Raw genomic sequence first — 25,297 nt, 5'->3', positions numbered from 1 at the left:
CCGCGGCTACCGTCCCGGCGTGACCGACACCGACACACACTCCGCGTCCACGTCCGCCCGACCCCCGCGCCTGACCCGACTGACCTTCCACGGCCCGCTGTCCGAGGCACGGGCACAGAGTCTCGTCCGGCGGCTGGCCGGCACTGATCCCCGTACCGTCCTGGACATCGGCTGCGGCTGGGGCGAGTTGATGCTCCGCGTCCTCGATGCCGCGCCGCGGGCCACCGGCGTCGGGGTGGACCTGAACGCCGAGGACCTCGCCCGAGGCCGGCGCAACGCCGAGGCCCGTGGGCTCACCGAACGCGCCCGGTTCGTCGAGGAGTCGGCGACGGGAACCTCCCGCGGCCCCGCCGATCTCGTCCTGTGTGTCGGGTCGAGCCATGCCCTCGGCGCGGCCGAGCCGCCGGGGCACTTCGCCGAAGCCCTGCGTGAACTGCGCCGTCTGGTCAGCGACGACGGCCGTGTCCTGCTCGGCGAGGGCTTCTGGCAGCGACCCCCCACCCAGGCAGAACTCGCCGGCATGTGGCCGGGGGCCGCGGCGAGCGACCAGCACGATCTCGCGGCCCTGCTCGACCTCGTGGTCGCCGCCGGGTTCCGTCCGGAGTGGACGGAGACGGCGAACCTCGACGAGTGGGAGGAGTTCGAGTCGGCGTACCAGGCGGACGCCGAGGTGTGGCTGGCGCGGAACCCCGGGCACCCCCTGGCGGACGAGACCCGTGAGCGCCTCGACCGCCATCGCGCCCAGTGGATGAGCTACCGCGGGGTGCTGGGGCTCGCGTATCTCACTCTTGTCCCGGCCCTCTGACCTCGCAGGCTGATGCGCTCACGCGGGAACGTGCACCGTCTCCACCCTGCTGGCGACCAGCCGTTCCCGCTCCCTGCGCGCCGCGCGCCTGCGCAGCCGCAGGATCTGGCTGATGCCGAGGGCCTGGAGGACGAAGACGAACGAGAAGGCGACGGTGTAGTCGTCGCCGGTCGCGTCCAGCAGCACGCCGATGGCGAAGAGCGTCGTCATCGAGGCCACGAAGCCTCCCATGTTGGTGATGCCGGACGCCGTGCCCTGACGCTCCGGCGGGTTCGCCGGGCGGGCGAAGTCGAAGCCGAGCATGGAGGCCGGACCGCACGCCCCGAGCACCGTGCACAGCACGATCAGCAGCCACATCGGCGCCGTCGCGCCGGGCCAGAGCAGCGTCGTCGCCCACATCACGGCCGTCGCCGCGACGGTGCCGAGCGCCAGCGGGAGGCGTGCCTCGTGGTGGCGGGCCACGACCTGGCCGTAGACCAGGCCGACGACCATGTTGGACAGGACGACGAGGGTGAGCAGTTCGCCGGCCGTGGCCCGGGACAGTCCCTGTGCCTCCACCAGGAACGGCATTCCCCACAGCAGCAGGAAGACCATCGCCGGGAACTGCGTCGTGAAGTGCACCCACAGCCCGAGGCGGGTGCCCGGCTCCCGCCAGGACGCGGCGATCTGACGTCGTACGTATGCCGAGCCCTGGTGGGGCAGGGGCTCCGGCTCGTGTCCTTCGGGGTGGTCCTTCAGGAGCAGCAGGGTCAGCACGAGCACCACGGCGCCCGCGCCCGCGCTGCCCGCGAAGGCCGCCGTCCAGCCGACCCCGTGCAGCAGCCGGGCCAGCACCAGCGTGGAGACGAGATTGCCGGCCATGCCCACGAGACCGGCGAGCTGGGCGATCAGCGGACCGCGCCGGGCCGGGAACCAGCGGGTGCCGAGCCGCAGCACGCTGATGAACGTCATCGCGTCGCCGCAGCCCAGCAGCGCGCGCGAGGCGAGTGCCGTGCCGTACGACGGCGAGAAGGCGAAGCCGAGCTGGCCCGCGGTGAACAGCACCGTGCCGATGGCCAGCACCTTCTTGGTGCCGAGCCGGTCGACGAGCAGGCCGACGGGTATCTGCATGCCCGCGTACACGAGGAGCTGGAGGATCGAGAACGTCGACAGGGCGGAGGCGTTGACCTCGAAGCGGTCCGCGGCGTCGAGGCCGGCGACCCCCAGTGACGTACGGAAGATGACGGCTACGAAGTAGACCGAGACGCCTATGCCCCAGACGGCGACGGCGCGGCGGCCGCCCGGAGGATCGCCCGGCAGTGCGGCGGACCTCATCGTTCCTCACCCCGTGCGAGGTGGGAGAACCAGTCGATGTGCCGGTGGACAAGGCCGACCGCGGCCTCGGTGTCGCCGGAGCGCAGCGCCTGGAGGATCTCCTCGTGCTCGACGAGGGTCTTGGCGATGCGGTCGGGATGGGAGTACATGACCGCGACGCCCATGCGCAGTTGGCGGTCGCGCAGCTGGTCGTAGAGCCGGGACAGGATTTCGTTGCCGCCGCTGCGGACGATCTCGGCGTGGAAGCAGCGGTCGGTGACGGCGGCCGCGGCGAGGTCGCCCGCGGCTGCCTGTTCCTTCTGCCGGGCGAGCAGTTCCTCCAGGCGCTCGATGAGGCCGGGCGGCGCGGGGACGGCCTTGCGGGCCGCGTGCTCCTCGACGAGGATCCGCGTCTCAACGACGTCCTTGATCTCCTGCGCGGAGACCGGCAGCACCAGGGCGCCCTTCTTCGGGTAGAGCTTGATCAGCCCCTCGACCTCCAGGCGCAGCAGCGCCTCCCGCACCGGGGTGCGCGACACGCCGACGGCCTCGGCCAGCTCGCCCTCGGTGAGCAGCGTGCCGCCTTCGTAACGGCGGTCCAGGACGCCCTGTTTGACGTGGGTGTAGACACGGTCGGCGGCGGGGGGCTGCTTGAGGGGTGCGGGCGGGGCGGAAGGCATGCCCACAGCATAGATACAACACGTACGCATGTCGGCGTTCGTCCATCATTCGGACCGCCCGGGAATCCTCCGGCAAAGAAGCGACATTGGCGCCAGCTGCGGCACAACCTTCTGTGCTAATTACGTGTCACACACGTGCGGCCCCACTTTCTTTCCCCTCCAATTCGGCCGCATATTCGGGGCATTCGACGCAATCGGGGTATTTCAGTTGATAATCGCCACCAAGGGCCGCCGTATCCGCAGAGCCGCGGCCGTCGCCGTGACGACCGGTGCCGTGCTCGCCACGGGAGCCCTCACCGCGGCTCCCGCGCAGGCGGTGACGGCGCCGACCATCACCGCCAAGGGCGGATACCTGATGAACGGCGCCACCGGCACGACCCTCTTCTCCAAGTCCGCGGACACGAAGAGGCTCACCGCGTCGACGACGAAGATCATGACCGCCAAGGTCGTGCTCTCGCAGACGAATCTGAACCTGGACACCAAGGTCACCATCCGCAAGGAGGTCAGCGACTACATCGTCTCCAAGGGCGCCTCTTCCGCCCGGCTGATCGTCGGCGACAAGGTCACCGTGCGTCAGCTGCTCTACGGGATGATGCTGCCGTCCGGCTGTGACGCCGCCATGTCGCTCGCCGACAAGTTCGGCACCGGCACCACGGTCAAGGCCCGCACGGCCAACTTCATCGGCAAGATGAACACCATGGCCAAGAGCCTGGGCATGACCAACACGCACTTCGACTCGTTCGACGGCATAAGCAATGGGTCGAACTACTCGACGCCGCGCGACCTGACGAAGCTCGCCCGCAGCGCGATGAAGAGCACCACGTTCAAGGCCGTCGTGAAGACGAAGTCCTACACGGCCAAGACGATCACCAAGACCGGTGCCACCCGGACCATGGCGGCCTGGAACAACACCAACGCCCTGCTCGGCTGGAACGGCACGCTCGGCATCAAGACCGGCTCCGGCACCGAGGCCAAGTACTGCCTGGTCTTCGCCGCCACGCTCAACGGCGAGCAGGTGATGGGCGCCGTGCTGACCTCCTCCTCGGAGGCCAACCGCACGGCCGACGTGAAGAAGCTGATCACCTACGGCTACGCCCGTATCTGATCTCCTCGTCACACGCAAAGGGGCGGCCACCCGACGGTGGCCGCCCCTTTCGTCACTCGATGTGGCTCACGCCCAGGTGATCAGCCGCTTCGGCTGCTCCAGGATCGCCGCCACGTCGGCCAGCACCTTGGAGCCCAGCTCGCCGTCGACCAGACGGTGGTCGAAGCTCAGCGCCAGGGTGGTGACCTGACGGGGCTTGACCTTGCCCTTGTGGACCCACGGCTGGAGCTTGATGGCTCCGACCGCGAGGATCGCGGACTCGCCGGGGTTCAGGATCGGCGTACCGGTGTCGACGCCGAAGACGCCGACGTTGGTGATGGTGACGGTGCCGCACTGCATGGCGGCGGGGGTCGTCCTGCCCTCCCTCGCCGTGGCGACCAGCTCGCCGAGCGCCTCCGCCAGCTGCGGGAGCGTCCGGGCGTGGGCGTCCTTGATGTTCGGGACGATCAGGCCGCGGGGGGTCGCCGCCGCGATGCCCAGGTTGACGTAGTGCTTCTGCACGATCTCCTGGCTCGCCTCGTCCCAGGACGCGTTGACGTCCGGGTTGCGCTTGATCGCGACCAGCAGGGCCTTGGAGATCAGCAGCAGGGGGTTCACGCGCAGGCCCGCGAACTCCTTGTCCGTCTTGAGCTCCTCGACCAGCTTCATCGTGCGCGTCACGTCCACCGTCACGAACTCCGTGACGTGCGGGGCCGTGAACGCCGAGCCGACCATCGCCGCCGCGGTCGCCTTGCGGACGCCCTTGACCGGGATCCGGGTCTCGCGCGCCGTGTCGAAGGTGACCGGCGCCGCCGGAGCGGCCGCGGGCGCGGCGGCCGGGGCCGCGGGGGCGGCCTGCGGCACCGGCTCGGCGGCCACCGCCGCGTGGACGTCCTCGCGGGTGATGATGCCGTCCGGGCCGGTGGGCGTCACCGTCGCCAGGTCGACGCCCAGGTCCTTCGCCAGCTTGCGCACGGGGGGCTTGGCCAGCGGCCGGGTCGCGGCCACCTCCGCGACGGCAGCGGGCCCGTGGCCGTTCAGCTCGGACTGCAGGGCCTGCGCCGCGGGCTCCTGACGCGGGACGTCCGCGCCCTTGCGGGGGCGGCGCTTCGTCGAGGTCTGGGCAACGCCGTAGCCGACCAGCACCGGCTGGCGGCCCTGCGGTTCGGCCTCCTCCTCCGCGGCCTGCGCCGGGGCCTCCGGCACATCGGCGGGCGCGGCGGCGGGCGCCGCCCCACCCGCGACGTCCACGGCGATGATCGCCGTACCGACGTCCACCGTCGTGCCCTCGGGGAAGCGCAGCTCACGGACCACCCCGTCGTACGGGATGGGCAGTTCCACGGCCGCCTTGGCCGTCTCGACCTCGCACACCACCTGGCCGTCGGTGACCGTGTCGCCCGGCTGGACGTACCACTTGAGGATCTCCGCCTCGGTGAGTCCCTCGCCCACGTCGGGCATCTTGAACTCGCGCACGGACGCTTCAGTCATCGTCGTCACGACCCTCTCCTCAGTACGCCAGGGCACGGTCGACGGCGTCGAGCACCCGGTCCAGGCCCGGCAGGTACTCCTCCTCCAGACGCGCCGGCGGATACGGGGCGTGGTAACCGCCCACCCGCAGCACCGGGGCCTCCAGATGGTAGAAGCAGCGCTCCGTGATCCGGGCGGCGATCTCCGCGCCCGAACCGAAGAACACCGGGGCCTCGTGGACCACGACCAGACGGCGGGTCTTCTCCACGGACGCCTGGATGGAGTCGAAGTCCAGCGGGGAGACCGAGCGCAGGTCCAGGACCTCCAGGCTGCGGCCCTCCTCGGCGGCCGCCGCGGCGACCTCCTGGCACAGCTTCACCATCGGGCCGTACGCGGCCAGGGTGAGGTCGGTGCCCTCGCGGACTACGCGCGCCTTGTGCAGCGGGCCCGGGATGGCCTCGGTGTTGAGCTCGCCCTTGTCCCAGTAGCGCCGCTTGGGCTCGAAGAAGATCACCGGGTCGTCGCTCTGGATGGCCTGCTGCATCATCCAGTAGGCGTCCGATGCGTTGGACGGCGACACGATCTTCAGGCCCGCCACATGCGCGAAGAGCGCCTCGGGGGACTCGCTGTGGTGCTCGACCGCGCCGATGCCGCCGCCGTAGGGGATGCGGACGACGACCGGCAGCTTGACCTTGCCCAGCGAGCGCGCGTGCATCTTCGCGAGCTGCGTGACGATCTGGTCGTAGGCCGGGAAGACGAAGCCGTCGAACTGGATCTCCACCACGGGGCGGTAGCCGCGCAGCGCGAGGCCGATCGCCGTGCCCACGATGCCCGACTCGGCGAGCGGGGTGTCGATGACGCGGCTCTCGCCGAAGTCCTTCTGGAGGCCGTCCGTCACACGGAAGACGCCGCCGAGCTTGCCGACGTCCTCGCCCATGATGAGGACCTTGGGGTCCGAGTCCAGGGCGCGGCGCAGCGACTCGTTGATCGCCTTGGCCAGAGCCATCTTCTCCGCCATGTCAGGCCCCCTCTACGTCCGCGAACGACGCCTGGTAGGCGGCGAACTGGGCGCGTTCCTCGTCGACGAGCGCATGCCCGTCCGCGTACACGTTCTCGAAGATGGCGAATCGGTCCGGGTCAGGCATGGCACGGACCGCCTCGCGCACTCGTTTGCCCAACGCCTCGCTCTCGGTCTCCAGTTCCGCGAAGAATCCCTCGTCCGCGTGGTTTGAAGCCTCCAGGTACCGGCGGACGCGCAGGATCGGGTCCTTCGCCTCCCAGGCCTCGCGCTCCTCGTCGGCGCGGTACTTCGTCGGGTCGTCGGAGGTGGTGTGGGCGCCCATGCGGTAGGTGTACGCCTCGACCAGGGTGGGTCCCTCGCCGGCGCGGGCGCGCTCCAGCGCCCACTTCGTCACGGCCAGGCACGCCAGGACGTCGTTGCCGTCGACGCGGACGCCCGGGAAGCCGTAACCCTGTGCCCGCTGGTAGAGGGGCACGCGGGTCTGCTTCTCGGTCGGCTCGGAGATCGCCCACTGGTTGTTCTGGCAGAAGAACACCACGGGCGCGTTGTAGACCGCGGAGAAGGTGAAGGACTCGGCCACGTCGCCCTGGCTCGAGGCGCCGTCGCCGAAGTAGGCGATGACCGCGCTGTCCGCGCCGTCCTTGGCGATGCCCATCGCGTAGCCGGTGGCGTGCAGCGTCTGGGAGCCGATGACGATCGTGTACAGCTGGAAGTTGTTGCTGTTCGGGTCCCAGCCGCCGTTGTTCACGCCGCGGAACATGCCGAGCAGGTTGGTCGGGTCGACCCCGCGGCACCAGGCGACGCCGTGCTCGCGGTAGGTCGGGAAGACGTAGTCGTCCTCGCGGGTGGCCCGGCCGGAGCCGATCTGGGCGGCCTCCTGGCCGAGCAGCGACGCCCACAGGCCCAGCTCGCCCTGGCGCTGCAGGGAGGTGGCCTCGGCGTCGAAGCGTCGGGTGAGCACCATGTCGCGGTAGAGGCCGCGGAGCTCGTCGGGGGTGATGCCGGCGACGTACTTGTCGTACTCGGCGTTCTTGACGCGCTTGCCTTCCGGCGTCAGCAACTGAACGAGTTCGGGGTCCGTACTCGTCGTTTTCCTTGCGGTTGTGGTCTTGCCGGCCGTGCTCTTGGTACCGGCGCTGCGTCGCGGCTTTCGCGCGGCAGTGCTCTCCACGGTCACGTGTGCTCCTCCGTCGGTCCGGCTACCCGGGTTCGCCGGGTGCCAGTGCGGCTCACCTGAAGCCCTACAGACGCACAGGGTGGGTGCGGCTCGTTGGGGGACAGGCGTGACAGGTGCCCCGGCGAGCGCCCTGCACAAAGCACGTTACCCAGTGCTCCACATTTCTGTGAAACCCCTCCTGACCTGCGATTTTGCTTGGATTTCCAAGTAAATCGCCAAAGTCGGGAACAACTCCTGGTCACAGCCTTGCAGGGGGCCGGAACAACGGCACGTTATATCGGTGAGCCAGGTCACGGGAAGAGTCGCCGAGGGACGGATCACCACAGTGGTGTGACATCGCCCTCATGGGCGAAGAAGGAAATGTCCGGTAATCCGACTCGGTAAAAAGCGATCAAGAATTGCGAGAGCGCCGCTGATCGGTCCGGCGATCGGAAGTGACTGACGGCGACTGGCATTGACTGGCTGCGACAACGCCCAGCTCACGGGATCAGCCGTTGCCCTAGCATCGGCGCGTGCCGCGCTCCTGTGTACCACCGCTAGTGCCTCACGCGCCCCCTCTGGGCGCCCTTCTCCGCCAGTACTCCGCCGGTTACCCGCTGGCCTGCGATCCCGTCGACCATGGCCTGCTGAACCGCGGATACCGGCTGCGCACGACCCGCGGCCGCTACTTCCTCAAGCACCACCACGACCCCGAGACCGCCGACCCGGCCGCCATCGCCCGCCAGCACCGGGCCACCCGGCACCTGGCCGACCTCGGCGTCCCGGTGGCCCCGCCGCTGGCCGACCGCGACGGACGTACGGTCGCCGTCGTGGGCGGCCAGGCATTCGCCCTGCACCCCTGGATCGACGGGCGGCACCGCCACGGCGGTCAGCTCACACGCGGGCAGTGCGAACGGCTGGGGGCCCTGCTGGGCGCGGTGCACGCGGGACTGGAGCGCGTGATGCCGGTCGCGGGGCGGGCGCGGGCGGAGAGCGCCGATCCCGCCGACACCTTCGCCCTCATCGACGACCTGCTCGCCCGGGTCCGCCGCCGGCGCCCCGCCGGCTCCTTCGACGAACTCGCCCGCCACCGTCTGCTGGAACGCCGCGAACTCCTTCAGCGGCACGCCTGGCGGCGTCCCCCGCACGGGACCTCGGCCGGCTGGGTGCACGGCGACTTCCACCCCTTCAACCTGCTCTACCGGGGCGACGCGCCGGCCGCGATCGTCGACTGGGACCGGCTCGGCGTGCAGCCCCGCGCGGAGGAGGCCGTCCGCGCCGCCGCGATCTTCTTCGTACGGCCCACCGGAGTGCTCGACCTCGCGAAGGTGGCGGCGTACACGCGCGCGTACCGGCGTACAGCAGGCGCCGGTGCCGAGGAGCTCGCGGCGGCCGTGCACCGTGTGTGGTGGGAGCGGCTGAACGACTTCTGGATGCTGCGCTGGCACTACGAGCGCGGCGACACCCGCGCGGACGCGCAGTTCCCGGCGGTCTCGGCGCTGGCGGTGTGGTGGACGCGGGAGTACGACGCGGTCCGGGACGCCTTCACGGGCTGAGCGGGGCGCATCCCTGGTGCCCTGAAACGGCACGCGCGCGTGGAGCCCGTTTCCGGGCCCCACGCGCGCGTCAAGGTTCGGTGCCGATCCGCCGTCGGCCGGACGGTCAGCCCGTGGCCGGCGGGGTGGTCGGCAGCGTCGGCTCCTCGGTGGGCTCCTCCGTCGGCTCCTCGGTGGGCTCCTCGGTGGGCTCCTCCGTGGGCTCGGACGTGGTCGGGTCCTCCGTCGGCTCCTGGGTGGGCTCCTCCGTCGGCTCCTGCGTCGGCTCCTCGGTCGGCGTGTAGTCCGGGTCGGAGCCCGTGCCGGAGCCGTCGTCGGTGACCTCTTCCGTCGGCTCGTCGGTCGGCTCGTCCGTCGGCTCGTCGGTCGCCTTGTTCTCGTCGGTGGTCTGCGACGTGGTCGGCGTCTCCTTGGTGTCGCCGCCTCCGCCGCCGGTGCCGTTGTTCAGCGCCAGCGCGACCCCGGCCGCGATGGCGATCACCGCGAGGACGGCGAGGATCCACAACTTGCCGCGGCCGCTGCCCCGGTTGCCGTGCCCCTCGAAGCCGCCGTCGTCACCGCCGCCGTAGCCGCCCGGCAGGATCGGCTGCGGGATCTGCGTCGTACCGGAGGCCGGGTCGCCCGGGTGCCCCATGACGGTCGTGTTCGCGAAGCCCGACGCCGGGGTGTGCCGGCCCTCGTGCATGGCCACCGGGCCGGTGTTCCAGGTGCCGGTGTGGCCGCCCTGGTCGTACAGCATCTGAAGGCCGTACTGGACGAGGCCGCGCATCTCCTCGGCCGTCTGGAACCGGTCGTCCGGCTCCTTGGCGAGCGAGCGCATGACCAGGCCGTCGAGCTCCGGCGGCGTCGCGTCGGAGACCTCGGACGGCGGGGTCGGGATGTCCTGGACGTGCTGGTAGACCACCGACAGCGGGGTCTCGCCGGTGAACGGGGGCCGCAGCGCGAGCAGTTCGTAGAGGAGGCAGCCGGTCGCGTACAGGTCGGAGCGGTGGTCGACCGCCTTGCCGAGCGCCTGCTCCGGGGAGAGGTACTGCGGGGTGCCCATGACCATGCCGGTCTGGGTCATCGTCGACTGCGCGCCGTGCAGGGCACGCGCGATGCCGAAGTCCATGACCTTCACGGCGCCGTTGTTGGTGATGATGACGTTGGCGGGCTTGATGTCGCGGTGCACGATGCCGTGCTGGTGCGAATAGGCGAGGGCCTCCAGAACACCGGAGACGATGATCAGCGCCTGCTCGGGGCCGGGTGCCTCCGCGTTGAGGAGGAGGTCGCGGATCGTGCGGCCCTCGACGATCTCCATCACGATGTACGGCACGCTGTGCGAGCCCACGACATCTTCACCGGAGTCGTACACGGCGACGATCGCGTGGTGGTTGAGGCCGGCCACCGACTGGGCCTCGCGCGTGAAGCGGGCCTTGGACACCGGGTCCTCGGCGAGGTCGGAACGCAGCAGTTTGACCGCCACGGTGCGCCCGAGACGCACGTCCTCGGCCGCGAACACCTCTGCCATGCCGCCCCGGCCGAGTCTGTGGGTCAGCCGATAACGGCCGTCCCCGACAAGTCCGCCATTACCCCACATTTCCGGCGCGTCTGACATACCGCCGCCAGCCGCCTCGGGGTCGGACGGGCCCTGAGCGCGCTGCTGCTGCTCCATCAGTCCTCGCCGTCGTTTCTGCCCGCGGTGCGCGCGGTGTTGTTACGGTCTCCGTCGGCCACGCTACAGCCTCCGCGCAAGCCGCCGGTCCGAGACGGTGGCCCGGGCCGGACGAAGGCGGACGGGCCATGAAACCGGTACCCCGTCTCCTCGTGCAAATTCTGTGCACCGACCGTACGGCCCCTGTAACGCTTCCGCGACGCTCCCTTCGCGTACGGTCACGGAACGGGCACCGCGCTTGACCTGTCAGTGCCGTGGGGCAGACTTGGCCGGGAATAGCACATTGGATCACTCGGGACCACCCGGTCCACGGGGTCGCAGGCGCCCAAGGGGCACGGGGGACGCAGAACATGAGCCAGGACGGCGCACAGGGCGCGGGCGCGGGGCGGGCGCTGGCCGGCGGCCGGTATCAGCTGCGCGACCTGCTCGGCCAGGGCGGCATGGCCGCCGTGCATCTCGCCTACGACTCCGTGCTCGACCGGCAGGTCGCGGTCAAGACCCTGCACACCGAGCTCGGCCGCGAGCAGGCGTTCCGCGAGCGCTTCCGCCGTGAGGCCCAGGCAGTGGCCAAGCTCACGCACACCAATATCGTCTCGGTCTTCGACACGGGCGAGGACACCGTCGACGGCATGACGACCCCTTACATCGTCATGGAGTACATCGAGGGCCGCCCGCTCAGCTCGGTCTTCGACGAGGACGTACGGCAGTTGGGCGCCGTGCCCGCCGACAAGGCGCTGAAGATCACCGCCGATGTGCTGGCCGCCCTGGAGATCAGCCACGAGATGGGGCTGGTCCACCGGGACATCAAGCCGGGCAACGTGATGCTGAACAAGCGTGGCGTGGTCAAGGTGATGGACTTCGGCATCGCGCGCGCCATGCAGTCCGGTGTGACGTCGATGACGCAGACCGGCATGGTGGTCGGCACCCCGCAGTACCTCTCGCCGGAGCAGGCCCTCGGCCGCGCCGTGGACGCCCGCTCCGACCTGTACTCCGTCGGCATCATGCTGTTCCAACTCGTCACCGGGCGGCTGCCGTTCGACGCGGACTCGCCGCTGGCCATCGCGTACGCGCATGTGCAGGAGGAGCCCGTCGCTCCGTCCTCCATCAACCGCGCGCTGCCGCCGGCCGTGGACGCGCTGGTCGCCCGCGCGCTGAAGAAGAACCCGAACGAGCGCTTCCCGAGCGCCGAGGCCATGCGCGACGAGTGCCTGCGCGTGGCGGCGTCCTTCCAGGCTGCGCCGCCGAGCATCGTGCCGGGCGCGAACACGCAGAGCGGTCAGGGCGTCGGCGCCTCGGTGTTCCCGCCGGTCGGCCAGACGCCACCGCCCGGGGGCCCCGTCCAGACGCCGTACCAGCCGACCCCGCCGCCGAATCCGTACGGCACACCGCCGCCGTCGGCGCCCTCGCCGGCGTACGGCTACCCGCAGCAGCAGCCGGGCTTCCAGACGCCCGCGCCCTCGGCGTACTCCCAGCCCGGCCTCGCGACGCCGCCGCCGTACACCATCTCGCCCCAGACGCAGCCCACTTCGGGCGGCGGCAAGAACAACCGCCCCGTCATCATCGGCTCGATCGTCGTGTCCATCGTCGCGGTGGTCGGCCTGATCGCCGCACTCGCGCTGAACGGCGGCGGCAATGAGGACGACGGCGGCGGGGGCGGCGACGCGACCGCCACGTCCTCGGCGACGAAGAAGGCGGGGTACCGCGAGGGCGACAGCACGAAGACGGTGGAGACGTCCGACTGCACGGAACCCTCGGAGTCGTATCTGGACCCCGACAAGGCGCGGGTACCGGCCTTCAAGTTCAAGTACTGGCAGTCGGTCGAGGCGTGCCTCAGGGCCGCGGACTGGAAGTACACCAAGAAGGACGTGGACGAGAACACGTTCGGCCAGGGCACCGTCATGCAGCAATCGCCCGCAGCGGGTGAGGACTTCGATCCGGACAACCCGCCGACGATCACGATCGAGGTCTCGACCGGCAACCCGGAATGACGTCCTTCGTGTACCGGGGCATCGTGTCAACAGCCTCAAATCAAAATTCGTTGCGCCTCACGAACCACGCCACCTAGTGTGCCCATGTCAATCTAAGTGATCTTGGAGACATATATGCGCACAAGTAAGGCAGGACTCCTGACCGCGGGCGCAGTGGCGGCAGTTCTCATCCCGCTCGCGGCAGGTCCGGCCGCGGCGGCGGGCGCAAGCGCCTCCTGCTCCGTCACCGGGGGTACCGGGTCCGCCACCTGGACCTGGGTCAGCAAGACCAAGATCGATCCGCTCAAGATCTCCGTGAAGGACACCAAGGCCGACGGGTACCACCCCGCCGTCCGCCTGGTGACGTACACGGGCAGCACCGTCAAGCACTGGTCCTGGCACCACGTCACCGGCGGGAGCGGCTCCTCCGAGACGTGGAACACCTCCGCGGAGGACAGCCGCGGCATCAAGCACGCCGGCGTCGAGGTTCAGCTCTACGACGGCAGCACCGAGGTGAACGAGGGCGGGCTCACCACCAACTGCTACTCCGGCGGGAAGCTCAACCCCTACTTCTGACGCCTGCGGGACTGTCACGCGCCGCCCTGAACGACAAGCAAGGGCCCGGCAGCCTGTGCTGCCGGGCCCTTTGCCGTTCGTGGGCGAGTGGTTACAGGTAGGGACCGCCCGAGCGGCCGCCCGGGTGCTGTTCGCCGTCCTCGTGGCCGCCGACTCCCGGCGGCAGGGCGCGGCGCATCTGCTCCAGCTGGGCGCGCGCGGCCATCTGCTGGGCGAAGAGCGTGGTCTGGATTCCGTGGAAGAGGCCCTCCAGCCAGCCCACCAACTGGGCCTGCGCGATGCGCAGTTCCGCGTCGGACGGCGTCCCTTCGTCCGTGAAGGGCAGGGAGAGCCGCTCCAGCTCCTCCACGAGCTCCGGGGCCAGGCCGTCCTCCAGTTCCTTCACCGAACTGGCGTGGATCTCCTTCAGCCGGACCCGGCTCGCCTCGTCGAGGGGGGCCACGCGGACCTCTTCGAGCAGCTGCTTGATCATGCTGCCGATCCGCATGACCTTCGCCGGCTGTTCGACCTGCTCCGTCACCGGGATCTCGCGGGAGTCCTCGTCTCCGTTGCCGCCGGTGAGCGCCATCCCGTCCTGGCCAACGACCAGGATCTGGGGGTTCTCGGGCGACCGTTCGTTCCTCGGCATCTCCATGCCGCCATTCTCTCGCACCCGTACAGCTCATCATCGTGGTGCCCCCGGTGTGGGGTGATCCACCGTTTACGTCCCCACGGTTTTCGTAAAAGCCCGGCGGCACGGTGAGGCGGGTCACACCAGCGTCGGCCGTGCGCCGGATTGAGTCGGGTGGCGGAGTCCGGAATGCCGGGTTCGGCAGGTGCTGTGAGGGTTGTTCCATGACTTCATGGCTGGGGGCGGTGCGGGGGCGTACGCGAGCGGCGTCGAGTCGGTCGCGCGCCCTGTCGTGGCCCGCGGGGACGCTGACCGTGCTGGTGGCGGGGCTGGCCGTCGGGCTGCCGGGGGCCGGGGTGTCGTACGGGCTCGACGAGCCGCACGGCGCGGTCCCGACCGGCTCGTCGTCCGGCTCCGCGGTCCTGTCCTGGCCGAGCGTGTTGTCCGGGTCGTCCGGGGCACCCTCGTGGCCGGCGGGTTCGCCCCCGGCAGCCGCCGGGGCGTCGCCGGGATCCGCGGGCGGGAGCGGGGCCGAGCCGTCGGCCGTTCCTCCGCCGCAGGACGAGAAGCCGTCGGCGACCGCCCCGTCACCCAGCGGGACGTCGGAGGAGACCCCCGAGGGGACACAGGCGTCGGAGGAGTCCGAGGGGCGGTCCGAGAAGCCCCGGAAGCAGCCCCGGGAATCCTCCACGCCCACCGCCCACGGGCCCGCCGCGTCCTCACCCGACCCCTCCGACAAGCCGTCCCGGGCCGGCAGCCGGGCGGGAGAGGGGCGGCAGCGGCCCGGTCGGGAGAAGGGGCCGCTGGAGGAGCAGGAGGCGGCGCGGGACAAGCGGGACGGAGACAAGAGGGGCGATGAACGCGACGGTTCCCGGACACCGGACGCGGAGCGTGAGGCGGAGGACGGCGACGGCACCGAGCCGGAGAGCTCGGACACCGCCGACGCCCCCGCCCAGGACACCGCGCCCTCCGCCACGCCGACCCGTCACGCACGACCCCCCGCCCCGCACGCCGCCGGCCCCGCCGAGCCCGTACTCGAAGTACTGCCCCTCGGCGCCGGCCTCGTCCTCATCGGCCTGGGCCTGGGCCTCGCCTTCGTGGGCCTGCGACTGCGACGCGGTTAGCGGTTGTCGCCGCCGACCAGTGCGGCCGCCCTACGGCGGGACCGGCCGACGGGGTCGTCGGCGCGGCCGCCCCTCCACGCCAACACCCCACCGGAGACCATCGGCGCAGCCGCCCCTCCACGCCAACAACCACCGGAGACCATCGGCGCAGCCGCCCCACCATGCGAACAGCCGCCCGGGCCGCCGGTGCAGCCGCCCCACCACGCCAACAACCACCGGGGTCGTCGGGGCGGCCACCCTACGGCGCGACCAGCAGCACCTTCCCCACGTGGCCGCTCTCCTCCACCACGCGGTGGGCCTCCGCCGCCTCGCTCATCGGCAGCTCGCGGTCGACGACCGGGCGTACGTGGCCGGCGTCCAGAAGGGGCCAGACGTGTTCGCGTACGGCCGCGACGATCGCCGCCTTCTCGGCTAGCGGACGGGCCCGCAGCGAGGTCGCGCTGATCGCGCCACGCTTGCCCAGCAGCGCCCCGATGTTGAGCTCGCCCTTGATGCCGCCCTGCATGCCGATGATCGCCAGCCGACCGTTGACGGCGAGGGTCTGGACGTTGCGGTCGAGGTACTTGGCGCCCATGTTGTCGAGGATGACGTCGGCCCCGGCCCCGTCGGTGGCGTTCTTGACCTCCTCGACGAAGTCCTGCTCCCGGTAGTTGATCAGGATGTCCGCGCCCAGCTCGGCGCACCGGTCCAGCTTCTCCCCGCTGCCCGCCGTGACGGCGACCTTCGCGCCGACGGCCTTGGCGAGCTGGATCGCCATGGTGCCGATGCCGCTGGAGCCGCCGTGCACGAGCAGCGTCTCGCCGGGGCGCAGGTGGGCGACCATGAAGACGTTGGACCACACCGTGCAGACCACCTCGGGCAGCGCGGCGGCCTGCGTGAGACTCACGCCCTTGGGCAGGGGCAGCAGCTGACCGGCCGGCACGGCGACCTTCTCGGCGTAACCGCCGCCCGCCAGCAACGCGCACACCTCGTCGCCGACCGCCCAGCCGGAGACGCCGGGGCCGACCTCGGCGATCCGGCCGGAGCACTCCAGGCCGGGGTAGGGGGAGGTGCCGGGCGGCGGGTTGTAGAAGCCCTGCCGTTGCAGGATGTCGGCGCGGTTGACGGCCCCGGCCACCACTTCGACCAGCACCTCGCCCTCACCGGCCACCGGATCGGGGACCTCGTCCCACACCAACGCCTCGGGCCCACCAGGTTCGGGAATCGTGATCGCATGCATGGGACGGACGCTACTCCTCGCTCCCCCGCCGCAGTCCCTAGGACCTTGTCCCCGTATCGCTCGGTCCTTCGACGGGTCCTTCGAAAATCCCGGTGCGCCACCGATGAGTTTGCGCGACCGTAAAGGTCTCCCCATGCGTAGCCCAAGAACGCGGAAGGACCATCCGGAAGGAACCCGAAAGCATGAGCACGCAGACGACGTCCGGTCTCGCGATCGAGACCGCGGGCCTGGTGAAGACATTCGGTGAGACACGGGCCGTCGACGGCGTGGACCTCGCGGTTCCGGCCGGCACGGTCTACGGCGTCCTCGGCCCGAACGGCGCCGGCAAGACCACCACGGTGAAGATGCTCGCCACCCTGCTGCGGCCCGACGGCGGAGAGGCCCATGTCTTCGGGCACGACGTCGTCCGCGAGGCCGACGCGGTACGCGGGCGCGTAAGCCTCACCGGGCAGTACGCCTCCGTGGACGAGGACCTCACCGGCACCGAGAACCTGGTCCTGCTGGCCCGCCTCCTCGGCCACGGCAAGCCCGCCGCGCGGGAGCGCGCCGGACAGCTGCTGGAGGCCTTCGGGCTGACCGACGCGGCCGGGAAGCAGGTCAAGAACTACTCCGGCGGTATGCGCCGCCGTATCGACATCGCCGCCTCCATCCTGAACACCCCCGACCTGCTCTTCCTGGACGAGCCGACGACCGGCCTCGACCCGCGCAGCCGCAACCAGGTGTGGGACATCGTGCGCGCGGTCGTCGCCCAGGGCACCACCGTGCTGCTGACCACGCAGTACCTCGACGAGGCCGACCAGCTGGCCTCCCGGATCGCCGTCATCGACCAGGGCAAGGTGATCGCGGAGGGGACCAAGGGCGAGCTGAAGGCGTCCGTCGGCGCCGGCTCCGTCCATCTGCGGCTGCGTGACCCGGAGCAGCGGCCGGAGGCCGAGCGGGTGCTGCGGCTGGCGCTGGACGCGGACGTGCAGCTGGAAGCCGACCCCGTGGCGCTCACCGCCCGCGTCGGTTCGGGCAGCGCGAACGGTCGGGGCGCGGCGGAACAGGCGGGCCGCGCGCTCGCCGAGCTCGCCCGCACCGGCATCACCGTCGACAACTTCTCGCTGGGCCAGCCCAGCCTGGACGAGGTGTTCCTCGCCCTGACCGGACACGACACCCACAAGACCGGACACCAGACCCGCAAGACGGACGCCGACAAGGACGAGGTGACGGCATGAGCACCGTGACGCAGACCGAGAGCAAGGACCTCGCCCCCGTCAGCGCCGAGTCGCTCGCCGCGCTGCTCGTCGCCAAGGAGCGCCCGCCGCGGCCCAGCGCCCTCTCGGCCTCCATGACCTTCGGCTGGCGGGCGATCCTGAAGATCAAGCATGTGCCGGAGCAGCTCTTCGACGTCACCGCGTTCCCGATCATGATGGTGCTGATGTACACGTACCTGTTCGGGGGCGCCCTGGCCGGGTCCCCGAAGGAGTACATCCAGTTCCTGCTGCCGGGCATCCTGGTGATGTCGGTCGTGATGATCACGATGTACACGGGCGTCTCGGTGAACACCGACATCGAGAAGGGCGTCTTCGACCGGTTCCGTTCGCTGCCGATCTGGCGGCCGTCGACGATGGTCGGCTATCTGCTGGGCGACGCCCTGCGCTACACCATCGCCTCCATCGTGATGCTCACCGTCGGGATCATCCTGGGCTACCGCCCGGACGGCGGCGTGGCCGGAGTGCTCGCCGGGATCGCGCTGCTGGTGGCCTTCTCGTTCGCGTTCTCATGGATCTGGACGATGTTCGGGCTGATGCTGCGCTCCGAGAAGTCGGTGATGGGCGTCAGCATGATGGTGATCTTCCCGCTGACCTTCCTGTCCAACGTCTTCGTCGACCCGAAGACCATGCCGGGCTGGCTCCAGGCGTTCGTGAACAACAGCCCGATCACACATCTGGCCTCGGCCGTGCGCGGGCTGATGGCCGGCGACTGGCCGGCCGACGAGGTCGCCTGGTCGGTGGGCTGGGCGGCCCTGTTCGTGCTGGTCTTCGGGCCGATCACGATGCGGCTGTACAACCGCAAGTAGGGCGGTGGGTCCGTCAGATGGGCTTCATCCCCGGGGGCAGTCGCCGGTCGTCAGGTGTCACCTGGATGGCCGGCGACGCCCGCACGATGGTGATGAGCCGGTCGGTCAACTCCAGTGTCCCGACGGCCGAATCGTCGTAGCCGAGCACCCGGTGCCCGCGGATGACACTGACGACCAGGTCCTCGATCTGCCGCGGGGTCCTGCCCACCTCGGCCTTTATGACGGGCCGTTCGATGATGTCGAGCCCGCTGCCCTGGTGGATCAGGTCTTCGAGGACCATGCCCGCGGCGGGGCTGAGCACCGACAGACCCAGCAGCCGCCCGGCCGCGCTGGCGCTGGTGATGACCGCGTCGGCGCCGGACTGCTTCAGCAGCGGCGCGTTCTCCTCCTCGCGGACCGCGGCCACGATCTTCGCGCCCCGGTTGAGCTGCCGGGCCGTCAGCGTCACCAGTACGGCCGTGTCGTCCCGCTGGGTCGCGATGATGATCTTCCGGGCCTTGTGCACCTCGGCCCGCTTCAGGACGTCGCTGCGCGTCGCGTCGCCGGTGACCCCCGCGTACCCGTCCGCGACGGCCGCGTCGATCACCTTGGAACTCGCATCGACCACGATGACCTGGTCCCGCCTCAGGCCCGTGGCACAGACGGTCTGGATCGCCGAACGTCCCTTCGTGCCGAAGCCGACGACGACGGTGTGGTCACGCAAGGTGGACCTCCAGCGGGTCAGACGCCATTCCTCCCGGGTCCGTTCGGTGAGGACCTCGAGCGTGGTGCCGACCAGGATGATCAGGAACAGCACACGCATCGGCGTGATGACGAAGATATTGGTCAGCCGGGCGCCGTCGCTGACCGGGGTGATGTCGCCGTATCCGGTGGTGGAGAGGCTGACGGTGGCGTAGTAGAAGGCGTCGAGGAGATCGACGGAGCCGTCCGAGCTGTCGTTGTAGCCGTCGTGGTCGGCGTAGACGATCAGGGCGGCCGCCACGAGCAGCGACAGCGCCAGCAGTACCCGCTTGGCGACCTGGCGGAACGGGTGCTCCACTATCTTCTTCGGGAGCCTGACCCGATAGGTCGCGACTCTCTCGTCCGCACGGCGGGCGATCGCGTCCTGGCCCGGAAGTTTCACGTGAAACACACCTCGATACCGGCGCTCGCCCAGGGCAGGTCGAGCAGTTCGGTCTCCTGACCGGCGCGTGCGCCGCCCGGCGGTACGACGGCCACGGCATCGGCCGCCGCCATGCCCCGCAGCATGGCCGGGCCCTGGTAGTGCAGCGGCACGGCATGGTCACCGCGCAGCACGACCGGGATGAGCCGGGTGTCGTACGGATGCCCGTGCGCCGCGTCCTTCAGGGGCATCGTGTACGGCTCCGGGGCCGGGCGGGCGCCGAGGGTGCGCAGCATGGGCTCGGCGAGCGTGAGCAGTCCGGAGACGGCGGCGAGCGGGTTGCCGGGCAGTCCGACGAGGTGCTGGTCCTCCTTGACGCGGGCCAGCAGCATGGGGTGGCCTGGCCGCACCTTGACGCCGTCCACCAGGAGTTCGGCGCCGATGCGCTCCAGCGTGGGGTGGACATGGTCGACGGGGCCGGCCGCGGTGCCGCCGGTGGTGACGATGAGGTCGGCGCCGGACTTGGTGAGGGCCTTGTGCAGGGCCTTTGCGTCGTCGCCGAGCCGGCGCACGGAGGTGACCTCGGCGCCGAGCGCGCGCAGCCACGGCGGCAGCATCGGGCCGAGGGCATCACGGATGAGACCGTCGTGCGGGAGCCCTTCGGAGAGCAACTCGTCGCCGAGGACGAGGACTTCGACGCGGGGTCGGGGTACGGCGGTGACGGTGTCGTATCCGGCGGCTGCCGCCAGTCCGAGCACGGCCGGCGTCACCAGGGTGCCCACGGGGAGGAGTTGGTCGCCGTTGCGGCACTCCTGGCCACGGGAGCGGATGTCCTGGCCGTGCTGGATCTCCCGGGTGGCGTGCAGCTGGCCCTTGATGTCGGTGCGGCCGTGCTCGCTGCGCAGGACCGCGGTGGTGTCCAGAGGGATGCGGGCTCCGGTCGCGATCCGGACGGCCTCGCCGTCGGTGAGCGTTTCGGGCTCGGCGTGCCCGGCCAGGACGCCCTCTTCCCGTACGGCCCAGGGGCCGGGGCCGGCGACCGCCCAGCCGTCCATGGCCGAGGTGTCGAAGGAGGGCAGGTCGGTCAGGGCGGTGAGCGGGGCGGCCAGGGTGAGGCCGAGGGCGGCGTCGAGGGGGACGGAGACGGGGGCACGGCGGGCGGCCCGGGTGGCTTTGAGGGCGGCGTGGGCGGCGATCTCGCGGGCCTCGGGCCAGGGGGTGGCCCGGTGGTGGCGGTCGGGGTTGTCGCCGTGCCGGCGGTCGGGGCCGTCCCGGTCCGGCTTGCGCGCGCCCCGGGGCTGCGGGGCGGGTGCGGGGGCGTGGTCGCCGGACGCGCGGTGACCGTTGTCTTCGTTCACGAGGGCGAGCACCTCCTCGACGTCGAGGTCCTCGGCGTCCCCGTCGGTGCGGATGCCGCGGGCGGTCATCCGGCGTCCGGCCGGGTCTCGGGAGTGGCGTCGGGGGCGTCGGACTCGGCCGCGGCGGCCTCCTCGGCCCAGCGCAGGGCGAGAGCGGCGGCCTTGCGGGCGGCCTCGGCGACCGCCTCGGGGCCGCCTTCGCCGCCCTTGGCCTGTGCCGCCGCGTATCCGACGAGGAACGTGGTCAGTGGGGCCGCGGGCCGTGCCACGCCGTGGGCGGCGTCGCGGGCGAGGTCCAGCAGCACCTTGATGTCGACGTCGAGGTCGATGCCGAGTTCGTCCTTGACTGCGGAAATCCATTCATCCAACACGTGCCCATGCTCCCTGATGCGTGCCCTGGCGGTGGCGATGTCGTCCCAGGTGTCGCAGTCGAAGGACGCGACGGGGTCGGGGACGCGGGTGAGGTCGAGCGCGCCGGTCAGCCGGCGCAGGGGGAGGCCGCTGAGGCCGTCGTGCTCGTGGGCGAGCGCGGCCAGTTCGCGGCGCAGCGCGGACGCGCGGTACGCGGCGACGAGGGGCTGGTCGCGGCCGTCGGCGTCGGTGAGCAGTGCGCCGTCGGCGCCACCGGTGCGCAGGGCGGCCAGCAGCCGCCGGACCGTGTCCTCGTCGAGGAACGGCAGATCGGCCGAGAGGACGAGGACGGACTCGGCCGTGGTGTGACGGATGCCGGCGTCGAGGGCGGCCAGCGGGCCGCCGCCGGGCGGGTCCTCGCGGGCCCAGGTCACCGGCCGTGCGGTGGGCCGGGGGTCGGCGACGACGACGGTGGCGCGCGCGTCGGCGCAGGCGGCGAGCACCCGGTCGAGCAGCGGGCGCCCGCCGACGCTGACGGCGGGTTTGTCCACGCCGCCGAGCCGCCGCGCGGCACCGCCGGCGAGGACGACGGCGTCGTGCGCGACGTCCTGTCCGGCAGCGGCGGCGCCCTGCGCGCCCGTCGGTTCGTACGCGGTCATCCCCCGAGTATGCGTGCCCCGGCGATCACAGGGAACGTGGGGGAAGCAGCCGACCGCGACGGCTGGGTCAGAGTGTGCGCAGCAGCACCGCCGGCTGTTCGACGCAGTCCGCCACGTACCGCAGGAAGCCGCCCGCCGTGCCGCCGTCGCAGACCCGGTGGTCGAAGGTGAGCGAGAGCTCGACGAGCCGGCGCACGGCCAGTTCGCCCTCGTGCACCCACGGCTTGGGGATGATGCGGCCGACGCCGAGCATGGCGGCCTCGGGGTGGTTGATGATCGGCGTGGAGCCGTCGACGCCGAACACGCCGTAGTTGTTCAACGTGAAGGTGCCGCCGGTGAGTTCGGCCGGGGTGAGGGTGCCCGTGCGGGCCGCCTCGGTGAGCCGGGCGAACTCCGCGGTCAGCGACTCCGCGTCCCGTGCGTGCGCGTCCCGCACCACCGGGACGACGAGTCCCCGCTCGGTCTGCGCGGCGAAGCCGAGGTGCACCTGGTCGAGCTGGACGACCTCCCTGGCCTCCATGTCGACGGTGGAGTTGAGCTCGGGGAAGCGGGCCAGGGCGGCGGTGCAGATGCGGGCCAGCAGGGCGAGGAGGGAGATCTTCGGTCCCCCGGCGGCGTTCATCGCGGCCCGTGCCCGCATGAGCTCCGTCGCGTCGGCGTCCACCCAGCAGGTCGCGTCCGGGATCTCCCGGCGGCTGCGGGAGAGCTTGTCGGCGACGGCACCGCGGACGCCCTTGAGGGGGATGCGGATGCCGCCGGCGGGGGCGGAGGAGCGGACGGGGGTCGGCGCGGCCGGTACGGCGGCGGGCGCCGGGGCCGGCGGTGCCACCTGGGTGCGCGGCTCGGCCACCGGCTGCACGGTCCGCCCGTGCACCTGGGCGGCCCGCAGCGCGTACTCGACGTCGGCCCGCAGGATCAGCCCGTCCGGCCCGGAGCCGTGCAGCTCCCGCAGGTCCAGGCCGTTCTGGCGGGCGAGGCGGCGCACCAGCGGGGAGATGACCGGCACGGGTCCCTCCGCCACTTCCCTGGCGACGGCGTCCCCGTTGGCGGACACCGGCTCCCCGGGCCGCACCCTTCTGCGGCGCGCGGGTGCCTCGGAGGTGCCGTAGCCCACCAGGACGTTCCCGGAGCCCTCGCTCTCGCCGTCGCCGGCCGACGCGCCGACGGCCACCGTGATCAGCGGCGCCCCAACGGGCAGTTCGGTGCCCTCCTCGCCGAAGCGGGCCGTGACGACGCCGCCGTAGGGGCAGGGGACCTCGACCATCGCCTTGGCCGTCTCGACCTCGACGACCGGCTGGTCGATCGCGACGACGTCGCCGACCTGGACCAGCCAGCGCACGATCTCCGCCTCGGTGAGCCCCTCCCCGAGGTCGGGGAGCTTGAACTCGAGCACCTGTGCCATCAGCTCTCGGCCTCCCACTGCAGACGCCCCACGGCGTCCAGGATCCGGTCCACGCCGGGCAGGTGGTGACGCTCCACCATCGGCGGCGGATAGGGGATGTCGAACCCGGCCACACGCAGCACCGGCGCCTCCAGGTGGTGGAAGCAGCGCTCCGTGATCCGGGCCGCGATCTCCCCTCCCGGTCCGCCGAACCCGCCCGACTCGTGCACGACGACCGCCCGTCCGGTCCGCCGTACGGAGGCGGTGACCGTGTCGTCGTCGAACGGCACCAGCGAGCGCAGGTCGACGACCTCCAGGTCCCAGCCCTCCTCCCGCGCCGCCTCGGCGGCTTCGAGGCAGACGGGCACGGACGGACCGTACGTGATGAGCGTGGCGCTCCGGCCGGAGCGCCGCACCACCGCACGGCCGATCGGTTCAACGGTCTGCGGGTCCTCGGGGTTCCAGGAGTCCTTCGACCAGTACAGACGCTTGGGCTCCAGGAAGACGACCGGGTCGTCGGAGGCGATGGAGGCGCGCAGCAGGCCGTAGGCGTCGGCGACGGTCGCGGGCGTGACGACATGGAGCCCCGGAGTCGCCATGTAGTACGCCTCGGACGAGTCGCTGTGGTGCTCGACGCCGCCGATCCCGCCGCCGTAGGGCACCCGGATGGTGATCGGGAGCGGCATCCTGCCGCGGGTGCGGTTGCGCATGCGCGCGACGTGCGAGATCAGCTGCTCGAACGCCGGGTAGGCGAAGGCGTCGAACTGCATCTCGACGACCGGGCGCAGCCCGTACATGGCCATGCCGACGGCCGTGCCGAGGATGCCCGCCTCGGCCAGCGGGGTGTCGGTGCAGCGGTCCTCGCCGAACTCCTTGGCGAGTCCGTCGGTGACGCGGAAGACGCCACCGAGGGTGCCGACGTCCTCGCCCATGACGTGCACGGACGGGTCGGCGGCCATGGCGTCGCGCAGCGCGCGCGTGAGGGCCTGCGCCATGGTGGCCGGCTTGACGGCGACGGTGGTCATCGGTGCGACCCCTCGGACTCGGCGTGCAGCTCCGCCTGCAACTGGGCCCGCTGTTCGCGCAGTTGCTGGGTGGGCTCGGCGTAGACGTGGTCGAACAGGTCCATCGGGTCGAGCACCGGGTCCTGGTTCATGCGTTCGCGCAGGTCGGCGGCCATGGCCTCGGCGGCGTCGCGGGCGGCCTGCCTGCCGGCGTCGTCGAGCAGACCCCGCTCGGTCAGCTCGTGCTCCAGGAGCGCGATCGGGTCGTGCCCGCGCCAGGTCTCCACCTCGGAGTCGCCGCGGTAGCGGGTCGCGTCGTCGGCGTTGGTGTGGGCGTCGATGCGATAGGTGATCGCCTCGATCAGGGTGGGACCGCCGCCCGCGCGGGCCTGCCGTACGGCGTCGGCGAGGACCTCGTGCACGGCGGCCGCGTCGTTGCCGTCGACCAGGCGGCCGGGCATGCCGTAGCCGACGGCCTTGTGGGCCAGCGACGGGGCCGCGGTCTGCTTGGCGAGCGGGACGGAGATGGCGAAGCCGTTGTTCTGGACCAGGAAGACGACCGGGGCCTGCCACACGGCGGCGAAGTTCAGCGCCTCGTGGAAGTCGCCCTCGCTGGTGCCGCCGTCGCCGACCAGGGCGAGCGCGACCACGTCGTCGCCCTTGAGGCGGGCGGCGTGGGCGAGGCCGACGGCGTGCGGAAGCTGGGTGGCGAGCGGCGTGCACAGGGGGGCCACGCGGTGCTCGTGCGGGTCGTAGCCGGTGTGCCAGTCGCCGCGCAGCAGGGTCAGGGCGTCGACGGGGTCCACGCCGCGTGCGACGGCCGCGAGGGTGTCGCGGTAGCTCGGGAAGAGCCAGTCGCGCTCCTCAAGGGCCAGTGCGGCGGCGACCTCGCAGGCCTCCTGGCCGGTGCTGGACGGGTAGACGGCGAGGCGGCCCTGCTTGGTGAGCGCGGTCGCCTGCACGTTGTACCTGCGGCCCCGCACCAGCTCGGCGTAGAGCCGGCGCAGCAGGTCGGGGTCGGCCTTCGCGGCCGCCTCCGTCCCGAGGACGCGGTAGGGCTCTGCGTCGGGCAGCAGCGGCGCGGGGTCCATACGGGGCTGCCAGGCGGGCGGCGGCGATGGCCGATACGCGCCTCGCTGCTCCATGACCGTCATGACGGCACCTCCTC

The 25,297-nt window shown here is 71.4% G+C and carries 22 protein-coding genes; 8 read left to right on the top strand and 14 right to left on the bottom strand.

What is annotated here, in order from left to right:
• Positions 1-19 precede the first annotated feature (19 nt).
• Entirely contained in the window at positions 20-805 is a 786-nt protein-coding gene (locus tag PGH47_RS21855) for an SAM-dependent methyltransferase (RefSeq protein WP_271664830.1), read from the top strand.
• Between the two features lie 18 nt (positions 806-823).
• Here the strand turns inward: PGH47_RS21855 and PGH47_RS21850 are convergent, their stop codons facing one another.
• Entirely contained in the window at positions 824-2,119 is a 1,296-nt protein-coding gene (locus PGH47_RS21850; RefSeq protein WP_271664829.1) for an MFS transporter, read from the bottom strand.
• Complete coding sequence (locus PGH47_RS21845) at positions 2,116-2,778, bottom strand: GntR family transcriptional regulator (protein WP_030953275.1); 663 nt, start codon at positions 2,776-2,778, stop codon at positions 2,116-2,118. The genes PGH47_RS21850 and PGH47_RS21845 overlap by 4 nt, the downstream gene beginning before the upstream one ends.
• Positions 2,779-2,986: 208 nt before the next feature.
• On the opposite strand from PGH47_RS21845, the gene PGH47_RS21840 reads away from it, so the two are divergent.
• Complete coding sequence (locus PGH47_RS21840; RefSeq protein ID WP_271664828.1) at positions 2,987-3,883, top strand: D-alanyl-D-alanine carboxypeptidase family protein; 897 nt, start codon at positions 2,987-2,989, stop codon at positions 3,881-3,883.
• A 66-nt stretch (positions 3,884-3,949) separates the two neighbouring features.
• Here PGH47_RS21840 and PGH47_RS21835 read toward each other — a convergent pair whose 3' ends face one another.
• The 3 genes from PGH47_RS21835 to pdhA (PGH47_RS21825) are packed head-to-tail and all read right to left on the bottom strand — an operon-like array spanning position 3,950 to position 7,527.
• Positions 3,950-5,359 carry a dihydrolipoamide acetyltransferase family protein gene (locus PGH47_RS21835; RefSeq protein WP_271664827.1) on the bottom strand — a complete coding sequence of 470 codons (1,410 nt, stop codon included), beginning with the start codon at positions 5,357-5,359 and terminating at the stop codon, positions 3,950-3,952.
• Positions 5,360-5,369: 10 nt separating this feature from the next.
• Complete coding sequence (locus PGH47_RS21830; protein WP_271664826.1) at positions 5,370-6,347, bottom strand: alpha-ketoacid dehydrogenase subunit beta; 978 nt, start codon at positions 6,345-6,347, stop codon at positions 5,370-5,372.
• Between the two features lies 1 nt (position 6,348).
• Entirely contained in the window at positions 6,349-7,527 is a 1,179-nt protein-coding gene (pdhA, locus tag PGH47_RS21825; protein ID WP_271664825.1) for a pyruvate dehydrogenase (acetyl-transferring) E1 component subunit alpha, read from the bottom strand.
• A gap of 539 nt (positions 7,528-8,066) precedes the next feature.
• Here pdhA (PGH47_RS21825) and PGH47_RS21820 point away from each other — a divergent pair.
• Complete coding sequence (locus PGH47_RS21820) at positions 8,067-9,062, top strand: phosphotransferase (RefSeq protein WP_271664824.1); 996 nt, start codon at positions 8,067-8,069, stop codon at positions 9,060-9,062.
• Positions 9,063-9,168: 106 nt separating this feature from the next.
• Here the strand turns inward: PGH47_RS21820 and PGH47_RS21815 are convergent, their stop codons facing one another.
• On the bottom strand, positions 9,169-10,716 hold the full coding sequence (locus tag PGH47_RS21815) for a protein kinase domain-containing protein (protein ID WP_271664823.1): 1,548 nt from the start codon (positions 10,714-10,716) through the stop codon (positions 9,169-9,171).
• Positions 10,717-11,066: 350 nt separating this feature from the next.
• Between PGH47_RS21815 and PGH47_RS21810 the strand changes: the two genes are divergently transcribed.
• Positions 11,067-12,704 (top strand): protein kinase domain-containing protein, encoded by a 1,638-nt coding sequence (locus PGH47_RS21810; RefSeq protein WP_271664822.1) that lies wholly within the window; start codon positions 11,067-11,069, stop codon positions 12,702-12,704.
• 114 nt (positions 12,705-12,818) lie between these two features.
• Entirely contained in the window at positions 12,819-13,259 is a 441-nt protein-coding gene (locus PGH47_RS21805) for a hypothetical protein (protein ID WP_271664821.1), read from the top strand.
• A gap of 91 nt (positions 13,260-13,350) precedes the next feature.
• Here the strand turns inward: PGH47_RS21805 and PGH47_RS21800 are convergent, their stop codons facing one another.
• Entirely contained in the window at positions 13,351-13,893 is a 543-nt protein-coding gene (locus PGH47_RS21800) for a bacterial proteasome activator family protein (RefSeq protein ID WP_030961390.1), read from the bottom strand.
• Positions 13,894-14,093: 200 nt separating this feature from the next.
• On the opposite strand from PGH47_RS21800, the gene PGH47_RS21795 reads away from it, so the two are divergent.
• The gene (locus PGH47_RS21795) at positions 14,094-14,993 is read left to right on the top strand and encodes a hypothetical protein (protein ID WP_271664820.1); all 900 of its coding nucleotides are present in this window, start codon (positions 14,094-14,096) and stop codon (positions 14,991-14,993) included.
• A 238-nt stretch (positions 14,994-15,231) separates the two neighbouring features.
• Here PGH47_RS21795 and PGH47_RS21790 read toward each other — a convergent pair whose 3' ends face one another.
• Positions 15,232-16,212 (bottom strand): NAD(P)H-quinone oxidoreductase, encoded by a 981-nt coding sequence (locus tag PGH47_RS21790; protein WP_271664819.1) that lies wholly within the window; start codon positions 16,210-16,212, stop codon positions 15,232-15,234.
• A gap of 182 nt (positions 16,213-16,394) precedes the next feature.
• Here PGH47_RS21790 and PGH47_RS21785 point away from each other — a divergent pair, with 182 nt between their 5' ends.
• Positions 16,395-17,429, top strand: coding sequence for an ATP-binding cassette domain-containing protein (locus PGH47_RS21785; protein ID WP_271664818.1), 1,035 nt, complete (start codon positions 16,395-16,397; stop codon positions 17,427-17,429).
• Complete coding sequence (locus tag PGH47_RS21780; RefSeq protein WP_271664817.1) at positions 17,426-18,274, top strand: ABC transporter permease; 849 nt, start codon at positions 17,426-17,428, stop codon at positions 18,272-18,274. The genes PGH47_RS21785 and PGH47_RS21780 overlap by 4 nt, the downstream gene beginning before the upstream one ends.
• Positions 18,275-18,287: 13 nt before the next feature.
• Here the strand turns inward: PGH47_RS21780 and PGH47_RS21775 are convergent, their stop codons facing one another.
• From PGH47_RS21775 to pdhA (PGH47_RS21750), 6 genes are all read right to left on the bottom strand, one after another.
• Positions 18,288-19,397 carry a potassium channel family protein gene (locus PGH47_RS21775; protein ID WP_271664816.1) on the bottom strand — a complete coding sequence of 370 codons (1,110 nt, stop codon included), beginning with the start codon at positions 19,395-19,397 and terminating at the stop codon, positions 18,288-18,290.
• Positions 19,394-20,803: a molybdopterin molybdotransferase MoeA gene (locus tag PGH47_RS21770; protein ID WP_271664815.1), complete on the bottom strand. Its 1,410-nt coding sequence runs from the start codon at positions 20,801-20,803 to the stop codon at positions 19,394-19,396. The genes PGH47_RS21775 and PGH47_RS21770 overlap by 4 nt, the downstream gene beginning before the upstream one ends.
• Positions 20,800-21,744 (bottom strand): NTP transferase domain-containing protein, encoded by a 945-nt coding sequence (locus PGH47_RS21765; protein ID WP_271664814.1) that lies wholly within the window; start codon positions 21,742-21,744, stop codon positions 20,800-20,802. The genes PGH47_RS21770 and PGH47_RS21765 overlap by 4 nt, the downstream gene beginning before the upstream one ends.
• A gap of 67 nt (positions 21,745-21,811) precedes the next feature.
• Complete coding sequence (locus tag PGH47_RS21760) at positions 21,812-23,146, bottom strand: dihydrolipoamide acetyltransferase family protein (protein ID WP_271664813.1); 1,335 nt, start codon at positions 23,144-23,146, stop codon at positions 21,812-21,814.
• A complete protein-coding gene (locus tag PGH47_RS21755) occupies positions 23,146-24,150 on the bottom strand; it encodes an alpha-ketoacid dehydrogenase subunit beta (RefSeq protein ID WP_030950496.1) in 1,005 nt (334 codons plus the stop codon). Before PGH47_RS21755 ends, PGH47_RS21760 begins: the two co-directional genes overlap by 1 nt.
• A complete protein-coding gene (gene pdhA, locus PGH47_RS21750) occupies positions 24,147-25,283 on the bottom strand; it encodes a pyruvate dehydrogenase (acetyl-transferring) E1 component subunit alpha (RefSeq protein WP_271664812.1) in 1,137 nt (378 codons plus the stop codon). Before pdhA (PGH47_RS21750) ends, PGH47_RS21755 begins: the two co-directional genes overlap by 4 nt.
• Positions 25,284-25,297: the final 14 nt, after the last annotated feature.

It is taken from the genome of Streptomyces sp. HUAS 31 (assembly GCF_028198125.1).
GTDB classification, from domain to species: Bacteria; Actinomycetota; Actinomycetes; order Streptomycetales; family Streptomycetaceae; genus Streptomyces; species Streptomyces chartreusis.
The sequence above is the reverse complement of the archived record's forward strand: the minus strand, read 5'-3'. Positions and strand labels throughout refer to the sequence as shown.